This is a genomic window from Streptomyces cavernae (assembly GCF_004023625.1).
GTDB lineage: Bacteria > Actinomycetota > Actinomycetes > Streptomycetales > Streptomycetaceae > Streptomyces > Streptomyces cavernae.
This window is the reverse complement of the sequence record NZ_RPDJ01000054.1, coordinates 12724-28994: the sequence shown is the minus strand read 5'-3', so window position 1 is coordinate 28994 and position 16271 is coordinate 12724. Positions and strand designations below refer to the sequence as shown.

The following is a 16271-nucleotide window of genomic DNA, read 5'->3' as shown; positions in this document are numbered from 1 at the left end:
GGGTCCCCGCCCCGGTCACCGGTCAGGCTGCCCGGCGCCTCGCTCACCGGTCAGGCTGCCCGGCGCACCTGTGCGTCGGGCAACCTGCGTCCTCGGTCGGTGAGCCTGCGTGCTCGGTCAGCCTCCGTCCCCTGTCAGCCTGCGGGCTGGGTCAGCCGATGGTCCGGCGGGCGGACTCCGGTCAGCGGATCGGTCGGTGGACGTTCTTTCGCTGGGACGGGCCGGGTGTGGCGTCCGCGATCCACGGACCCTGCCCCGAGGGGTCGACGACGCCCTCCTCCAGCCACTCGTACATGCCGGAGAGCACTCCCTTGACCACCCGGCGGTCGAGGTCGTCGGTGTTGCGCCACAGCCGGTCGAAGAGTTCCTCGACTCGGATGCGGGACTGGCGGCAGAACGCGTCGGCCAGTTGGTAGGCCTCGCGGCCGTGGTCGCCGTTCCTGCGCAGGAGCTCGGCCCGGACGCAGGTGGCGCTCATGGCGAAGAGTTCCGCGCCGATGTCCACGATCCGCCCGAGGAATCCCTGCTTGGTCTCCATGCGGCCCTGCCAGCGGGACATCGCGTAGAAGGTGGAGCGGGCCAGCTTGCGGGAGGTGCGCTCGACGTAGCGCAGGTGCGTGGAGAGATCCACGTGACCTGCGGGGTGGAACTCCCCGTACGAGCGCGGCAGCTGCCCCGGCCCGGCGACCAGCTTGGGCAGCCAGCGGGCGTAGAAGGCTCCGGCGTTCGCGCCCGCCCTCGCCTTGTCGGAGAGCGACTTCTCGGGATCGATCAGATCGCCCGCCACCGACAGGTGGGCGTCGACCGCCTCCCGGGCGATCAGCAGGTGCATGATCTCGGTCGAGCCCTCGAAGATGCGGTTGATGCGCAGGTCGCGCAGCATCTGCTCGGCCGGCACCGCCCGCTCGCCGCGGGCCGCCAGCGACTCGGCTGTCTCGAATCCGCGTCCGCCCCGGATCTGCACCAGCTCGTCCGCCATCAGACAGGCCATCTCCGAGCCGTAGAGCTTGGCGAGGGCTGCTTCGATGCGGATGTCGTTGCGGTTCTCGTCGGCCATCTGCGACGACAGGTCGACGACCGCTTCCAGCGCGAACGTCGTCGCGGCGATGAAGGAGATCTTCGAGCCGACCGCCTCGTGCAGCGCGACCGGCTTGCCCCACTGCTCACGGGCGGCCGACCACTCGCGCGCGATCTTCAGACACCACTTGCCTGCGCCGGCGCACATCGCGGGCAGGGAGAGCCGCCCGGTGTTCAGGGTGGTCAGCGCGATCTTCAGGCCGGCGCCCTCGGGGCCGATCCGGTGGGCGGCGGGGACCCGGACCCGGTGGAAGCGGGTGACGCCGTTCTCCAGACCGCGCAGGCCCATGAAGGCGTTGCGGTTCTCGACGGTGATGCCCTCGGACGAGGCCTCCACGACGAAGGCCGTGATGCCGCCCTTGTGGCCCTCGGACTTCGGTACGCGGGCCATCACCACGAGCAGGTCGGCGACGACGCCGTTGGTCGTCCACAGTTTGACGCCGTCGAGGATGTAGTCGTCCCCGTCCGGAACGGCCGTCGTGGCCAGCCGCGCCGGGTCCGAACCGACGTCCGGCTCGGTCAGCAGGAAGGCCGAGATGTCCGTGCGGGCGCACCGCGGCAGGAACAGCTCCTGCTGTTCCTTGGTGCCGAAGAGCTTCAGCGGCTGCGGTACGCCGATCGACTGGTGCGCCGAGAGCAGCGCGCCGATCGCGGGAGAGGCCGAGCCGACCAGGGCGAGGGCCTTGTTGTAGTAGACCTGCGTCAGCCCCAGACCGCCGTACTTGGTGTCGATCTTCATGCCGAGGGCGCCGATCTCCTTGAGGCCGTTGACGACCTCGTCGGGGATCCGGGCTTCGCGTTCGATGCGGGCCGAGTCGATCTTCGTCTCGCAGAAGTCACGCAGCTTGGCGAGAAACTCCTCGCCTCGCTGGGCGTCCTCGTCTGCCGGGAGCGGGTGCGGGTGGATCAGGTCCAGCCGGAAGCGGCCGAGGAAGAGTTCCTTGGCGAAACTGGGCTTGCGCCAGTCCTGCTCCCGGGCGGCCTCGGCCACTTCGCGCGCCTCGCGCTCGGTGACGGTCGGCTTCGTGGGTGCTGCGGTCATGAGGGGCTCACCTCGCCGCGATCGGGGGTCTGGGCGGGTCGGCCGGTGATCCCGGTTACCGACCGGTGCTACTCGGTCGTATGTACCCGATTTCGGGCACCCTCACCAGTCCTCGCGCACCTCCCACGGGCCCGGGGCCACCGTTTCGGCCGAGGGCGTCCGGGTGCCGCGGACAGGCAATCGAGTGATTGTCAGGTCAGTGGGAAGCCCCGGAGCCGGGAGCCGCGCAGCACGTACAGCCGCTGCGAATCGGCGAGCAACTGCAGGTCGGCGGCCTCCGCGTCGACGGACTTCAGCGTCCATGCGGTCTTGTGCGTGCGCAGGTCCACCGCGCAGGCGTCCTCGGTGCTTGCGGCCACCCGGGGGAAGACATAGCCGCCCGCGAGCAGCGGCGGAGCCACCGGTCCGAACCAGAAGTACGAGTGGGACCAGGACCACCGCCGCTTGCGCCGGTCCCGTTCGACGACGAGCAGGTCGGGGCCGTCGCTGCTCAGACAGACCGTCCTGCCGTCGATGGTCGCACCGCCGTACAGGGCCCTGCCCTTCCGGTCCGCGCCCGTGTCCTCGGGGTCGACGCTCCACAGGGTGCGGCCGGTGCGCAGTTCGAGGCAGAGGACACCACGGCCGGTGACCACCACGGTGTCGTCGGCGGCGGCGAGGGTCCGGTCGGGCATCCCGGCCCCCTCGGGCACCTCGAGCGCCGTGGTGGACAGCTCGCGGCGCCACGCCGGAGCGCCGGATCCGCTCCGGTACGCCGTGACCGAGTCCTCCTACAGGAACAGCAGCATGCCGTCGGCGACCGCCCCGACGACGGCACTGGCACCGCTCCGCCGGAGCGGCCGCCGCCAGCGCTCGCGCCGGTCCCGCATGTCGTACGCGACGAGGAACCTCTCGCGCCGCACGGGATCGTCCCTGTAGTCCGCGGCCGGCTCGTGTCCCACCAGGTAGACCGTCCGGCCGTCGGACGCGCACACGGGCTGCAGCAGCAGCGCGAAGCTGAGTCCGAGCGGATCCGTGTACCGGACGCGGCCGTCGAACGCCTCCACGGCGGCCAGCCGTCCGCCGCTGTCCACCGTGGAGGTGACGGCCAGCGGCCCGCACGCGGTCAGGTGGGGGATCACGCCCTGGGCCGTCCAGCGCAACGTGCCGCGGCGGGCGTCGATGCCGTACAGCTCCCGCCCGCCCGCGGGAACGAGGAGCGTGTCGTCGACGAGCAGGGCCCGTCGGTCGAGTTCCCAGTCGGTGTAGAAGTCCGCGCGGTACTCCCACAGCGCCCGCGGCGGTCCGTCCGGGTCCTGGGGGGCGGGCGCGGGCGCGGTGCGCGATGCCGTGGTCGCGGCCTCCTCCGGGGCGGAGGCGGCCAGCCACCAGGCGGTACCGGCGGCGCCGGCCGCGGCCAGGGCCGCGCCGCCGGTCAGCAGCCGACGGCGGGTGAGGCGCCGCGCGGCAGGCGTGGCGGCGGCGGTGGGACGGCCCCGACGCCGGCGGAGCGGGCGGCGATGTCGGCGCGCACGGCCGATGGCAGCCGGTCGCCGAACCAGCCCGAGCCCCCCGACCACTCGCCCGAGCCGCCCAGCCGGTTATCCGGGCCGACCATCTGCTCGCCCGAACCGCCCAGCCGGTCGTCCAAGCCGCCCATCTGCTCGCCCGAAAGCAGCTCCTCCATGCCGATCCCCCCGCCGCTCCCCCTGAGTGCTCCTGCCGGAGGGAACACGCCCGGGGCCCAGGCCCGCCCACCCCGGCGCGGGCCCGGACCGGGGCGCGCCCCGGCGTGCGGTCACAGCGTGGGCATCGCGCGCAGGCTGGTGAGGCGGGCGACGAAGACCCGCCCGGCCGCGCCCGCGAGGCGCCAGCCTCCTTGTTCGGCCTGGTCGTCGAAGGTCCACACGAGGGTGCCGGTGCGGATGTCGACGGTGAAGACGCCGTCGTCGTCGCTCCCATCGCCCCCGGAATCGGCCGGATTGCCGAGTGCCCCGTACAGCGCGTGTCCGACGACGACATCATCGCGCAGCGGTAGACCGCTGTAGTTCACCGAGGCGGGTCACCGTGGGGCGCCCGAATCGGCCTCCACGCACGAGAGTTCGGCGGGACGGCCCGCGTGCACCCGGCCGCCCGCGACGGTCGGCGCTCCCCAGAAGGTGTCCTCGGAGTCCTGTTCCCAGCGTTCCCGTCCGGTGCGGGCGTCGAGTACGGCGAGCAGCCGGCCGCCCACGCAGAAGCCGCCGTCCGTCACGGCGGGGGCGAGCGCGCCCGCCCGGCCTCCGCCGAGCAGCTCCGGCGTGCCCAGGTCGAGCGCCGGCTCGGCGAACCGTCGGCGGTGTCGAGGACCGCGGTGCCGTCGTCGGCGGTGACCATCAGCCGCCCGTCGGTCACGGCCGCGCGGGCGGTGCCGCTGCCGGTGACCGCGCGGGCGGAGGTCCATCGGAGGGAGCGGTCGGCCAGTGCCACGGCGCGCACCCGGCGTTCGCGGTCCAGGAGGTACGCGGTGGTGTCGTCGACGGCGAGCGCCCGGGCGGCGCCGACGTCCCGGGTCGCCCAGCGCTCCCCGCCCGTGGCGGCGTCGAGCGCGGTGACACCATCCTGAGCCGGGGCGATGTCCTCGGCCCGCGCCGCCACCGCCTCGGGAGTGGGACGGTTCGCCGGGCTCCCGCTCAGGCAGTCCCGGGCCAGCCCGAGCAGCCCGTCGGGCATCCCGTCGAGTGACGGTTCCTCGTGGACGACGCGGTAGTTGACCGCCGCCGGGTGCCCGGCGCCGAAGGGTCCCTGGCCGTGCACGCGAAGACCAGCACCGCGCCCAGGGCGAAGACGTCCGCGGGCGGGCCCGCACGGCGGCCGGTCACCTGTTCCGGCGGGGCGTAGCCGGGGGTCGCGGGGATCACGCCGGGTTCCGTGAGGGTGAGCCCGTACTCGGGGCGGGCGATGCCGAAGTCGATGATGCGCGGGCCGTCACGGGTCAGCACGACGTTGGACGGCCTGAGGTCGCGGTGGACCAGCCCGGCGCCGTGGATCACCGCGACGGCACGGGCCAGTTCCGCAACGAGCGCCCGGGCCCCGCCTCGTCGAAGACCCCGCACGCCGCGACGGCCTGTCGCAGGGTGGGCCCGGCCAGGTAGGCCGAGGCGATCCACGGCACGGGACCGTCGAGGTCGTGGCCCAGCACCGGAGCCACGCCCGGCCCGCGCACCGCCGCGGCCGCGTCGGCCTCGCGACGGAAGCGGCGCACCATGGCCTCGTCCCCCGCCAGTTCGCCGCGCAGCACCTTCACGGCCGCCAGCCGTCCTCGCGCGTCGCGTCCGAGGTGGCCGGTGCCCATACCGCCCTCGCCGAGCACGGCGAGGACCCGGTACGGGCCGATCCACCGGCCGGACCCGTCGACCCCTCCGACCTCATGGCCCCCCACGACCGGGCATGGTAGGGATGAACCCGCACTCCGGAAAGGGTGATCCAGGGACGAAGCGGCACGGCTGTGCGAACGCACCGCAGTCGAAGCGCTTCGACAACCTATGGACACCCGCATCGACGTCAAGCTACTGTCGTGCCACCCTCACTGATCTCTTGTCCGCAGCGCCCCCTGTCGAAGCGCTTCACACCAAGCTTGGAGAGAGCCGGATGGTCACTCTCGCCGAGGTCGCCCAGCACGCCGGAGTCTCGGCGAGCACGGTGAGCTATGTCCTCAGCGGTAAGCGGTCCATCTCCGCGGGCACCCGGCAGCGGGTCGAGCGGAGCATCCGGGAGCTCGGCTACCACCCCAACGCGGGCGCCCGGGCCCTGGCGAGCAGCAGGTCGAACATCATCGCGCTGATGGTCCCGCTGCGGACCGACATGTACGTCCCCGTGATGATGGAGATAGCGATCGCGGTCGCCACCACGGCCCGCCCCCACGGCTACGACGTCGTCCTCCTCACCGGCGAGGAGGGGCCCGACGCGGTGCGCCGGGTCACCGGCAGCGGGCTCGCCGACGCGATGATCCTGATGGACGTGGAGCTCGAGGACGAGCGGCTGCCGCTGCTCCGCCACACGGACCAGCCCTCGGTGCTCATCGGGCTGCCGGCCGAAACCACCGGTCTGACCTGCGTCGATCTGGACTTCACCGCGACGGGCACGCTCTGCGTCCAGCATCTGGCCGGGCTCGGACACCGCGACATCGCGGTCATAGGCGAGGCGCCCGCGGTTTACGAGCGGCACACCGGCTTCGCCGAGCGGACCCTCGACGGACTGCGGTCGACGGCACGGGAGTTGGGGCTCCGGCTGTTGCACCGGCCCTGCGAGGGCGGGTACGACGCGATGGCCCTGACCCTCTCCCGGATCTTCGACGAACGCCCCGGCACCAGCGGTTTCGTCGTCCAGAACGAGTCCGCGATCGAGCCGCTGCTGGCGCTGCTGCGCCAGTGGGGGCGGGCGGTGCCCGAGGACGTGTCCGTCGTGGCGATCTGCCCGGACCAGGTCGCGGCTCAGGCCTCCGTGCGGCTGACGTCCGTCGCCATTCCCGCGCAGGAAATGGGACGGCGGGCCGTGGAGCATCTGGTCGCGAAGCTGGACGGACGCGGGAAGGACGAGGTCGTGCTGCTCGGCCCGGAACTGACGGTGCGTGCGAGTACGGGGCCGGCGCCCGCGGCGTGACCCGGGGGCCGCCCGCCCCGCCCCGCCCCGCCGGCCTTCCGTCACCTCCGATCTCCCACCCCCCACCCCCCACCTCCCACCTCCCACCTCCCTCGACACCTCGCCCCCAGGCCGGACCGGCATGCCCGCGGTGGCCCGGAACTTGACGTCCTGTCACCGCTGGCGGGCGTCCGGCACCCCCTACCTCCTTACTCCTGGAGCACTCGTCGTGAATCAGTCCGCCGAGAAGCAGCCACAGGAGCACCGCACGCCCCACCCCGAGGGCACTTCCCCGCAGCAGGGTGTGGTCAGCCTCGCCCAGTCGTCGCCCACCGTCGGAACGTTCCGTGAGCGCGACGGCGCTCTGGAGTGGAGCGGGCGGCAGGAGACCGTGCGTGTCGAGCCGTGGGGCCCGGACGCCGTCCGGGTCCGGGCCCGGCTCGGCGGTCCGGTCCTCGAAGGGGTGCCCGGCGCCCTGCTCGACGACCCGCCGAGCACCGAAAGCACCGTGAAGGTCGAAGGGGGCACGGTCAGTTGACCGTCGGTTCGCTGACCGTGGAGGTCAACGCCGAAGGGCTCATCCGTTTCGTGCGGACCACCGACGGCGGTGAGTTGCTCGCCGAGGAACGCGCCCACTTCTGGTGGCCGGGTTCCCGCCTCCACACCGCCGTCGGTCACGGCCACCACCGCCTGGAGCAGCGTTTCGCCGCGTACGAGGGCGAGAAGCTGTACGGACTCGGCCAGCACCAGCACGGGCGGCTCGACCAGAAGGGCGTCGTCCTGGACCTGGTGCAGCGCAACGCCGAGGTGTCCGTCCCGGTCCTCACCTCCAGCCGCGGCTACACCCTGCTGTGGAACAACCCGGCGATCGGCCGCGTCGAGCTGGCGGAGAACGGTACGCGCTGGGTCGCCGACTCCGCCCGGCAGATCGACTACTGGATCGCCGCGGGCACCCCGGCCGACGCCCAGCGGCGCTACAGCGCGGTGACAGTGCCCGAGGTGGAGTCGGAGGTCCGCAGGAACGAGAAGACGTCGTGGTACGAGCCGTCCTGGTTGTTGACCCGGCCCTTGTACACGCCCCAGTTGTGCCCGCCGAGGGTGGCGTTGCCCTGGTAGTCGCCGAGCGCGCCTACGGCGCCGTTGTGGTTGACCCAGAGCATGATCTCGTAGTCGTGGTCCGTGTCCCAGATGTCCACACACGGCCGACGGCGGCTCGAGCCGGGTGCGTACGACGTGCTCGTCGGCGCGTCGAGCGAGGACATCAGGCTCCGTTCGACGCTCCACCTGGACGGAACTCCCGCCGCCCCGCGCCCCGTTGCCGAACTCGGCCTGAACGGCGTGGACTTCGACGAGCAGCGGAACACGGAGATCGTCGACCGCACGAAGGTGTCGGGGGACGCGGTGGCGCCACTGGTCGGCGGCAGGGGTGAACTGCTGTTCAAGAACTGTGACTTCGGGGACGGGGGCCCGTGGGAGGGCGGCCTCGCGGACCACGACCTCGGGGACGGCGGCCTTGGGGACGCGGGCCTCGGGGACGGGGTCCTCGGTGGCGGTGCGACGGTGGTCGCGGTGGAGGCGGCGGGCGAGGGTTCGGTCGAGCTGTCCCTGGCCGGCGGTGAGGTTCTGGCGACCATCGACGTCCCCGCGACGGCGGGTCCGTACGACTACGTGATCGTCGGGGCCGCCGCCGCCCGGGTCTCCGGCGTCCACGATCTGCGCCTGCGGCTGCGCGGCCCGTTGCGGCTGGCGCGGGTCGGCTTCTCCGGTTGAGGGTCCGGAGCAGGCCGGCACCGAGGGGGAAGGGGCCCGGCACTGCATCGCTCCGGTGCCGGGCCCCTTCGCACGTTCCCCGGTGCGGGTGCTCAGAGGGCGGTCACAGGTCGAGCCCGGTCAGCACCATCACCCGCTCGTAGGTGTAGTCCTCCATCGCGAACCTGACGCCCTCCCGGCCGACACCGGACTGCTTCACACCGCCGTACGGCATCTGGTCCGCGCGGTACGAGGGCACGTCGCCGATGACGACGCCGCCGACCTCCAGGGCGCGGTGGGCACGGAAGGCGGTCTGCAGGTCATGGGTGAACACCCCTGCCTGCAGGCCGTACTTGGAGTCGTTGACGGCGGCGAAGGCGGCGGCCTCACCGTCGACCCGCTGCATCGTGAGGACGGGTCCGAAGACCTCCTCGCAGGAGATGGTCACATCGGCGGGCACGTCGGCGAGGACGGTCGGCGCGTACGAGGCGCCGTCGCGCTTGCCGCCGGTGAGGACCCGGGCACCGGCCTTCGCGGCCTCCTCCACCCAGGCCTCGACCCGCTTGGCCGCGTCCTCGCTGACCAGTGGCCCGACGTCGGTGGCGTCGTCCGAGGGGTCACCGGTGACCTGTGCCTCCACGGCGGCGACCACACGGGGCAGCAGCCGCTCGTAGACGGACGCGTCCGCGATGACCCGCTGCACGGAGATGCAGGACTGGCCGCCCTGGTAGTTGGAGAAGGTGGCGATACGGGTGGCCGCCCAGTCGAGGTCCTCGTCGCTGGCGTAGTCGGCGAGCACGACCGCCGCGCCGTTGCCGCCCAGCTCCAGGGTGAGGTGCTTGCGCGGCACCGAGTCCATGATCGCGTAGCCGACCTTGTCGGAGCCGGTGAAGGAGATCACGGGGAGGCGCTCGTCCTGCACCAGGGCGGGCATCCTGTCGTTGGCGACCGGCAGCACCGACCAGGAGCCCGCCGGAAGGTCGGTCCCGGCGAGCAGTTCACCGAGGATCAGACCGCTCAGCGGGGTCGCGGGGGCGGGTTTGAGGATGATCGGCGTGCCCACCGCGATGGCCGGTGCGACCTTGTGGGCGCACAGGTTGAGCGGGAAGTTGAAAGGCGCGATACCGAGGACGACTCCCTTGGGGAAGCGGCGGGTGAACGCGAGCCTGCCCTGGCCGCCGGGGTCGGTGTCGAGCCGCTGGGCCTCGCCGCCGTTGAAGCGGCGGGCCTCCTCCGCGGCGAGCCGGAACACGGAGACGGCGCGGCCGACCTCGCCGCGGGCCCACTTCACCGGCTTGCCGTTCTCGGCGGAGATCAGCTGCGCGATCTCCTCGGTCCGCTCGGCGAGACGGCGGCTGACGTGGTCGAGGGCGGCGGCGCGGACGTGGGCCGGGGTGGCGGCGAACTCGTCGCGCACGGCGTGCGCGGCGGCGACGGCCTCTTCGACCTGGGCGTCGGTGGGGACGCTGACCTTGCCTACGAGACGCCCGTCCCACGGGGAGGTGACGTCGAAGGCGGCCTCGCCGGTGGCCTGGCGGCCGGCGAGCCAGAAGGCGTGGGTGGAAGTCATGTCGGGTTCCGGCCCTTCCGCGGTGGGGTGCGCTTGTTTTCCCTGGTCTGCTTTTCTCGGTCCACGGTAGGGCGGGAGGGGCGGCGGGTCGTTTGTCCGGGGTGGAGTAGTGGGGGCGGGGCGCTGGCCGGATTGGCGTGGTGGTTGCGGGTCACTCGGAGCCGGGGCAAGGTGTTCGCCCCCGCCGCCCCTACCCGTCCCCGTCCCGTCCCCTCCCGTCCCAAGGGGGCCTACCCCGGCCCCACCGCGGCCGTCGCCTTCAACGCCAGCCACAGCTCCATCCGCGCATCCGGATCCTCCAACGACCGCCCGAGGATCTCCTCGACCCTCCGCATCCGGTACCGCAACGTGTGGCGATGCACCCCCAGGTCCGCCGCCGCCGCGTCCCACTGACCGTGCCGCGCCAGCCACGCCCGCAGCGAGGCGACCAGATCACCCCGCCCCGTCGCGTCGTGCTCGTGCAGGGGGCGCAGCAACCCGTCCGCGAAGGCCCGGACCGCGTCGTCGGCGAGCAGCGGCACCACCGATCCCGCGGCGACCTGCTCGTGCTCCACCAGGAACCGCCCCCGCCGCCGGGCGACCGACAGCGCCTGCTCGGCCTGCTTGTAAGCGGCCGCCGCCGCGATCGGCCCCGCGGGCGCGGACATCCCCACCACCAGCGCTCCACCATGGCCGGAAACACGGAAAGCATCGGAAACAGCGGAAACAGCGGAAACGGTGGAAGCGCCGGAAGCCGCAGCGGCGGCGGAACCGCCAGCAGCCCCGGAAGCGGCAGCGGCCCCGGACGCGGCAGCAGCGGCGGTCTGCTCGGCGGGGGCGGACCGCGCCGCCGTCTCCAGCCCTCGCGCGTACTGCGTGCACGCCGCCACCGCCGCGCCGCCGTCCATGGCGAGGACCACCAGCCGCTCCCCCTTCGCCCCTTCGGGCACCACCAGCACGGCCTCCCCGGCGCGCGCCGCGGCCGACTCGACGACGTCGGCCAGGTCGGCCGGCGCGCCGAGCGGATCCCGCCCGGTGTCCTCCCCCGCGAGGGCCGGCGCGGGTTCGGCGATCAGCAGCCGGAACGGCGCGTCGAGCAGGTCCCCGTACAGGTCGCCGGCCACCGCCCGCGCGTGGTCGGGCTCCCCGGCCAGCAGCATCCGCAGTACCGCGGCGCCGATCCGCTGTTCCGCGGCCTGCAGCGATCCGGAGCGTTCGGTCGTGAGGGTGAGCAGGGCGATCGCGGAGTGCAGGGCGTAGCGCTCGGCCGTGCCCGGTGCGGCGGCCGTGCCCACGGCGAGCGCGGCCCGGGGCCGTCGTCCGGTGCCCAGTGAGTGCAGTTCCACCCGGTCACGGTCCTCGCCCGCGACCACGGCGCTGGCGGGTGCGGGCCGCTCCCGCAGCCGCTCCACGTCGGCGGTGAGTTCCGCGGCCCGCCGGGCGGCCCACTCGGGCGCGGTCGCGACGACGGCGCCAGAGGCGTCGTAGAGCGCGGCCCAGCCGTCGACCTGTGCGGCGAGCGCGGACAGCAGCCCCTCGGGCCCGCCGCCCAGCGCCTGCCTGGTCAGTTCGCGCTGGGCCGCGAACCCGGCCGTCACGGCGCGGTACTGGTCCGCGGCGATCGCCGCGGAGACGGCCTTGGTGATGGCGAGGAAGGGTGTGCGCCGGGGCACTTCGAGCAGCGGCAGCCCCTCCTGCTCGGCCGCGTCGAGGAGCGCTTTCGGGGTCTCGTCGTAGTTGACCCCGACGGCGAAGCCGAGCCCCACGACCCCGGCTCCCACCAGCCGCTTCACATACCGCCGCATGGCCTCGGGATCCTCTGCGTCCAGCTGGAGCGCGGTGATCAGCAGCAGCTCCCCGCCCTCCATGTAGGGCACGGGGTCGGCGAGTTCGCTGACGTGCGCCCAGCGGACGGGCACGTCCAGGCGGTCCTCGCCCGCCCGCACGGTGAGCTTGAGCGCGGAGTGGTGCACGAGCGAGGCGAGCGTGGGCGCCATGGAACCTTCGATCTTTTGTCCGCCGTGTATGAGCAACCCTTACCGATTCTGCCTCACTGTAAGGGGCGGCGGAGCATGTCGGGCTTTAGCGCCTGAGGTCCACCAGGAGTGGTGGGGCGAGTTCCCCGCGCACGGTCGTCAGCGAGAGGACCGCGTGGCCGGGTGGCACGGCATGCGCGAGCTCGGACGCCGACCAGCGTTCACGTTCGACCTGCCGCACGGTCACCGCGCGGGCGGTCGGGGCCTTGCCGGTGATCACTCGGCGCAGGACGTGCACTGCCTTGCCGGCCGGGGTCTCGGCGATGATCTGCCGGTCGGTGACGTCCCGTGCCTCGGTCCACTCCTTGCCCCACACCTCGGCGAAGTCCTGCCCGTCCCACGGGGTGAGCCCGGACAGCGCCATCCGGCAGCCGGTGGCTCCGAGGAGCGGTCCGCGCAGCGGCCGGGGCACGTCGTCGAGGGTCCGCAGGGTCAGTACGGTCCCGGCGTTGGCGGACCGCAGCCGCTGGATGCCGCGCACCGCTTCCGGGGTGACGACACCGGAGGCGTCGTCGAGCACCAGGCAGGCGAAGAGGGAGCGGTCCTCGCGTACCGCCGCGCTCGCCGTGAACTGGGCGAGCACCAGACGCGCCAGGATCCGTGAGGCGTCGGCGTGGCCGCGTTCGGGCAGGTCGATGCGGACGCGGACGGGGTGGTCGAGGGCGCGCAGGGAGAAGGGCCGGGACTGCCCGGAGGTGTCGAAGAAGGAGGCGAAGGCGGGCCGGTCGAGGAGGGCGACCCGGTCGGCGAGCGTGCCGCCCACGTCTCCGGGATGCCCCGACTGCCGTACGCGGGCGTCGAGTTCACGCAGCAGCGACTCCTGCCCGGTCTCCTCCAGTGCCTCCCGCAGGGCGCCGAGCGGGCCCGGGTCGCCGTCGAGGAGCCGGCGCAGCTCCGGAACGGAGGGGAAGCGTCCGTGGACGGCCCGGAAGGGTCCGAGGACCTGGGCGAGGACGGTGGTGGAGCGGCGGCTGTCGCTGCCCGGGTGCGGGTCGGCGAGATCGCCGACGAGCGCCTCGGCGAGGACGGCGGCGGCCTCGTCGGGGTCGGTGGTCCCGCCGTAGAGGTCGAGGTCGTAGACGGAGTCCGGGTGGCCGATCCGAACGACGACGTCGTACGCGTCCGACGGGCCGAGACCCGCGCCCGCCGCGCCGACCACGACCACGGCTGCGCGTCCGGCGAGCGCCTGCAGACAGAGCGACTCGGCGAGCGGCCAGACCACGTTCCCGGTCTTGCCTGACCCCGGGGGGCCGACGGCGACCAGGGAGGTGCCGAGCAGATCGGGGCCGAGAGCGAGACCGGCGCCGCGGTAGGCATAGGGGTTGCGCCGGTCGTCGGCGGTGGTACCGATGCGTACCTGGCCGGTGACCAGGTCGTGCTGGGCGAGCCGGCCGGGCAGGTCACGGGCTCCGGAGGGGTGCAGACAAGCAGCGGCACCATCCTTGAGCACGGCCCCGACGAACTGGGCGAGGGAGTGCCGGCCGTTGCGCACGCCCTGCCAGGCGCGGTTGATCCGGGCGAGGTCGACATCGCGCATCCGCCCCGCGCGGGCTTCAGCGGCGAGCTTCTCGGCGGCGTCCGTGGCACCGGCGGCCCGCAACTGGGGCCACTGCGCCGGGTCCTCCTCGGGCGCGGGCGGCGGCCCTTGCGTTGGTGTCGTCGTCCTGCGCCAGGCGGGCGGCCCGTACCGCCGCCAGATCTCACTCCAGCGGCCCAGCCGCCCGACCGCGACCATGATGACGAGCGCGACGAGGACGTAGTACGCGTAGACGACGACCACCGCGGTGAAGGAGTGGGGCTGCGCCCAGGAGTCCGGGATCATCGCGTAGAGCGGCACCAGCCACCAGCCACCGAGGTAGCCGTTCCACAGCAACGACCAGACGAGCCACCCGACAAGAAAGGCGATGAGCGCCCCGCTGAGCAACTGCCGCGCCGGAACGGTCTCGGGCTCCTCGGCGGGCCGCGGCCGATACCGGAACCGCCAGACACCGGGCGCGGCCTCGGGCCGGGGGGCGCGCAGCCAGGAGAGGAAGTCGGAGCCGTCGGGCCCGCCTTGGGCGCTCGGGGCCCGGCTGGGACGCGGGGGCGCGGCGGGTGGCGCGGACGGTACGGGGACCCGGGCGGACTCCGACGCGGGACCGGGCACGCCCGGGGACGCGGACGGACGGTCGGGCAGGTCCCGCGCCCCCGAGGACATACGAGCGAACGGGTCCGGCGCCCCGGACGGACGGCCGGGCATACCCGCCCCCTCCACCGAACTCCCAGGGGCGGGCCCCGCCGCGGACTCCGGCCCCGAGACCCACGGCGAACCGGCAGAGGCATTCGGCCTCCCCCACCCCGGCGCGGGCGCCCACGTCGGTACCGCCGGGTGGGACAGCGGATTCGGCCCGGTGTCCCGCGCGTCCGGCATGCGGTCCCTGTCCATGGCCCTGGCCCCCTGAGCGTCGCTCCCTACCCGATACCCGTGTCAATGTAATGCCCCGTCGGATGCCGTCCATCGCTCGCCGGGCCGGAGTGCGCGGCGACACGGCGCACCGGGGCTCGGCGCGTCTCGCGTCGTGCCGCGCGTCGGCTTCGTCAATCGGCACAAGATCACTTCGTGGTCCTATGGCCGCCACGGACAAGGACACACCCCGACCACTCCCAAACGGTGCATGCCCGGCCGCCCTCGCCGGGCCTAGCCTGCGAAAGGAGGCGTCCGAAACCGGCCCGTCCGCGAGACCCCCCACACAGACCCAGACCCCAGGGAGCCCCTCATGAGTGCACTGCCGCAGGAGCGCCGTGTCGTCACCGCCATCCCCGGCCCCAAGTCGCAGGAGCTGCAGGCTCGCCGCACCGCCGCGGTCGCGCAGGGCGTGGGCTCCGTGCTGCCGGTCTTCACCGCGCGGGCCGGCGGCGGGATCATCGAGGACGTCGACGGCAACCGGCTGATCGACTTCGGCTCCGGCATCGCGGTGACGTCCGTGGGCGCCTCCGCCGAGGCCGTCGTACGCCGGGCCTCCGCGCAGCTCGCCGACTTCACCCACACCTGCTTCATGGTCACGCCGTACGAAGGCTACGTGGAGGTCTGCGAGGCGCTGGCCGAGCTCACACCGGGCGACCACGCCAAGAAGTCGGCGCTGTTCAACTCCGGCGCCGAGGCCGTCGAGAACGCCGTGAAGATCGCCCGCGCGTACACCAAGCGGCAGGCCGTCGTCGTCTTCGACCACGGCTACCACGGCCGCACCAACCTCACCATGGCGCTGACAGCGAAGAACATGCCGTACAAGCACGGCTTCGGCCCGTTCGCGCCCGAGGTGTACCGCATGCCGATGGCGTACGCCTACCGCTGGCCGACCGGCCCGGACAACTGCGGCCCCGAGGCCGCCGCGCAGGCCGTCGACCAGATCACCAAGCAGGTCGGCCCGGACAACGTGGCCGCGATCATCGTCGAGCCGGTGCTCGGCGAGGGCGGCTTCATCGAGCCCGCGAAGGGCTTCCTGCCGGCGCTCGCCAAGTTCGCCAAGGACAACGGCATCGTCTTCGTAGCCGACGAGATCCAGTCCGGGTTCTGCCGCACGGGCCAGTGGTTCGCCTGCGAGGACGAGGGCGTCGTGCCCGACCTGATCACCACCGCCAAGGGCATCGCCGGCGGTCTGCCGCTCGCCGCGGTGACCGGCCGCGCCGAGATCATGGACGCCGCGCACGCGGGCGGCCTGGGCGGCACCTACGGCGGAAACCCGGTGGCCTGCGCCGGTGCGCTCGGCTCGATCGAGACCATGAAGGAACTCGACCTCAACGCCCGCGCCAAGGCGATCGAGTCGACGATGAAGCCGCGGCTGGCCGCCATGCAGGAGAAGTACGACGTCATCGGCGACGTCCGCGGCCGTGGCGCGATGATCGCCATCGAACTGGTCAAGGACCGTACGACCAAGGAGCCCAACCCCGGAGCCACGGCGGCGCTGGCCAAGGCCTGCCACCAGGAGGGGCTGCTGGTCCTGACCTGCGGCACCTACGGCAACGTGCTGCGCTTCCTGCCGCCGCTGGTCATCGGCGACGACCTGCTGAACGAGGGCCTGGACATCATCGAGCAGGCGCTCGCGCGCATCTGAGCGCGCCGGGCGCTCGTGAGCGCGCGAAGAGCCGTCTCGCGGGCGCCCCGGCGGATTCCGTATGTGCTCTGACATGTGTGAACGTCATCCGGTACCGGTGCCGTGACCTGGGGTGACCGGCAGAGCGT

Annotated in this window: 14 protein-coding genes and 2 pseudogenes; 4 read left to right on the top strand and 12 right to left on the bottom strand. The window is 73.2% G+C overall.

Features of this window, described 5'->3' with window-relative positions:
- Positions 1-181: 181 nt before the first annotated feature.
- From EF387_RS41890 to EF387_RS48950, 8 genes and pseudogenes are all read right to left on the bottom strand, one after another.
- Entirely contained in the window at positions 182-2119 is a 1938-nt protein-coding gene (locus EF387_RS41890) for an acyl-CoA dehydrogenase family protein (RefSeq protein ID WP_128381858.1), read from the bottom strand.
- A 191-nt stretch (positions 2120-2310) separates the two neighbouring features.
- Positions 2311-2874: pseudogene (locus EF387_RS41885) on the bottom strand (outer membrane protein assembly factor BamB family protein); the annotation flags it as partial.
- A 15-nt stretch (positions 2875-2889) separates the two neighbouring features.
- Entirely contained in the window at positions 2890-3678 is a 789-nt protein-coding gene (locus tag EF387_RS41880; RefSeq protein WP_128381856.1) for an outer membrane protein assembly factor BamB family protein, read from the bottom strand.
- Positions 3679-3896: 218 nt separating this feature from the next.
- Entirely contained in the window at positions 3897-4151 is a 255-nt protein-coding gene (locus EF387_RS41875; RefSeq protein WP_128381855.1) for a hypothetical protein, read from the bottom strand.
- Between the two features lie 9 nt (positions 4152-4160).
- The gene (locus tag EF387_RS47225) at positions 4161-4352 is read right to left on the bottom strand and encodes an outer membrane protein assembly factor BamB family protein (RefSeq protein WP_162467314.1); all 192 of its coding nucleotides are present in this window, start codon (positions 4350-4352) and stop codon (positions 4161-4163) included.
- Positions 4349-4810 (bottom strand): PQQ-like beta-propeller repeat protein, encoded by a 462-nt coding sequence (locus EF387_RS48960; protein WP_238432005.1) that lies wholly within the window; start codon positions 4808-4810, stop codon positions 4349-4351. The genes EF387_RS47225 and EF387_RS48960 overlap by 4 nt, the downstream gene beginning before the upstream one ends.
- Positions 4771-5193: a protein kinase domain-containing protein gene (locus tag EF387_RS48955; RefSeq protein WP_238432004.1), complete on the bottom strand. Its 423-nt coding sequence runs from the start codon at positions 5191-5193 to the stop codon at positions 4771-4773. The genes EF387_RS48960 and EF387_RS48955 overlap by 40 nt, the downstream gene beginning before the upstream one ends.
- The gene (locus EF387_RS48950; RefSeq protein WP_238432003.1) at positions 5127-5519 is read right to left on the bottom strand and encodes a protein kinase family protein; all 393 of its coding nucleotides are present in this window, start codon (positions 5517-5519) and stop codon (positions 5127-5129) included. The genes EF387_RS48955 and EF387_RS48950 overlap by 67 nt, the downstream gene beginning before the upstream one ends.
- 209 nt (positions 5520-5728) lie before the next feature.
- Here EF387_RS48950 and EF387_RS41860 point away from each other — a divergent pair, with 209 nt between their 5' ends.
- Entirely contained in the window at positions 5729-6739 is a 1011-nt protein-coding gene (locus tag EF387_RS41860; RefSeq protein WP_128381853.1) for a LacI family DNA-binding transcriptional regulator, read from the top strand.
- Between the two features lie 208 nt (positions 6740-6947).
- A pseudogene (locus EF387_RS41855) lies at positions 6948-7708 on the top strand (glycoside hydrolase family 31 protein); the annotation flags it as partial.
- On the opposite strand, the gene EF387_RS41850 reads toward EF387_RS41855, so the two are convergent.
- Positions 7693-7878, bottom strand: coding sequence for a glycoside hydrolase family 12 protein (locus EF387_RS41850; RefSeq protein WP_420802694.1), 186 nt, complete (start codon positions 7876-7878; stop codon positions 7693-7695). The pseudogene EF387_RS41855 and the gene EF387_RS41850 overlap by 16 nt on opposite strands.
- 28 nt (positions 7879-7906) lie before the next feature.
- Between EF387_RS41850 and EF387_RS49540 the strand changes: the two genes are divergently transcribed.
- Positions 7907-8488 carry a carbohydrate-binding protein gene (locus EF387_RS49540; RefSeq protein ID WP_128381851.1) on the top strand — a complete coding sequence of 194 codons (582 nt, stop codon included), beginning with the start codon at positions 7907-7909 and terminating at the stop codon, positions 8486-8488.
- Between the two features lie 103 nt (positions 8489-8591).
- Here the strand turns inward: EF387_RS49540 and EF387_RS41840 are convergent, their stop codons facing one another.
- The 3 genes from EF387_RS41840 to EF387_RS41830 form a co-directional block, all read right to left on the bottom strand.
- On the bottom strand, positions 8592-10037 hold the full coding sequence (locus EF387_RS41840; protein ID WP_128381850.1) for an aldehyde dehydrogenase family protein: 1446 nt from the start codon (positions 10035-10037) through the stop codon (positions 8592-8594).
- Positions 10038-10267: 230 nt separating this feature from the next.
- Positions 10268-12013 (bottom strand): PucR family transcriptional regulator, encoded by a 1746-nt coding sequence (locus EF387_RS41835; protein ID WP_128381849.1) that lies wholly within the window; start codon positions 12011-12013, stop codon positions 10268-10270.
- An 85-nt stretch (positions 12014-12098) separates the two neighbouring features.
- Positions 12099-14291, bottom strand: coding sequence for an ATP-binding protein (locus EF387_RS41830; RefSeq protein WP_238432002.1), 2193 nt, complete (start codon positions 14289-14291; stop codon positions 12099-12101).
- 517 nt (positions 14292-14808) lie between these two features.
- On the opposite strand from EF387_RS41830, the gene gabT reads away from it, so the two are divergent.
- A complete protein-coding gene (gene gabT / locus EF387_RS41825; protein ID WP_128381848.1) occupies positions 14809-16143 on the top strand; it encodes a 4-aminobutyrate--2-oxoglutarate transaminase in 1335 nt (444 codons plus the stop codon).
- Positions 16144-16271 lie beyond the last annotated feature (128 nt).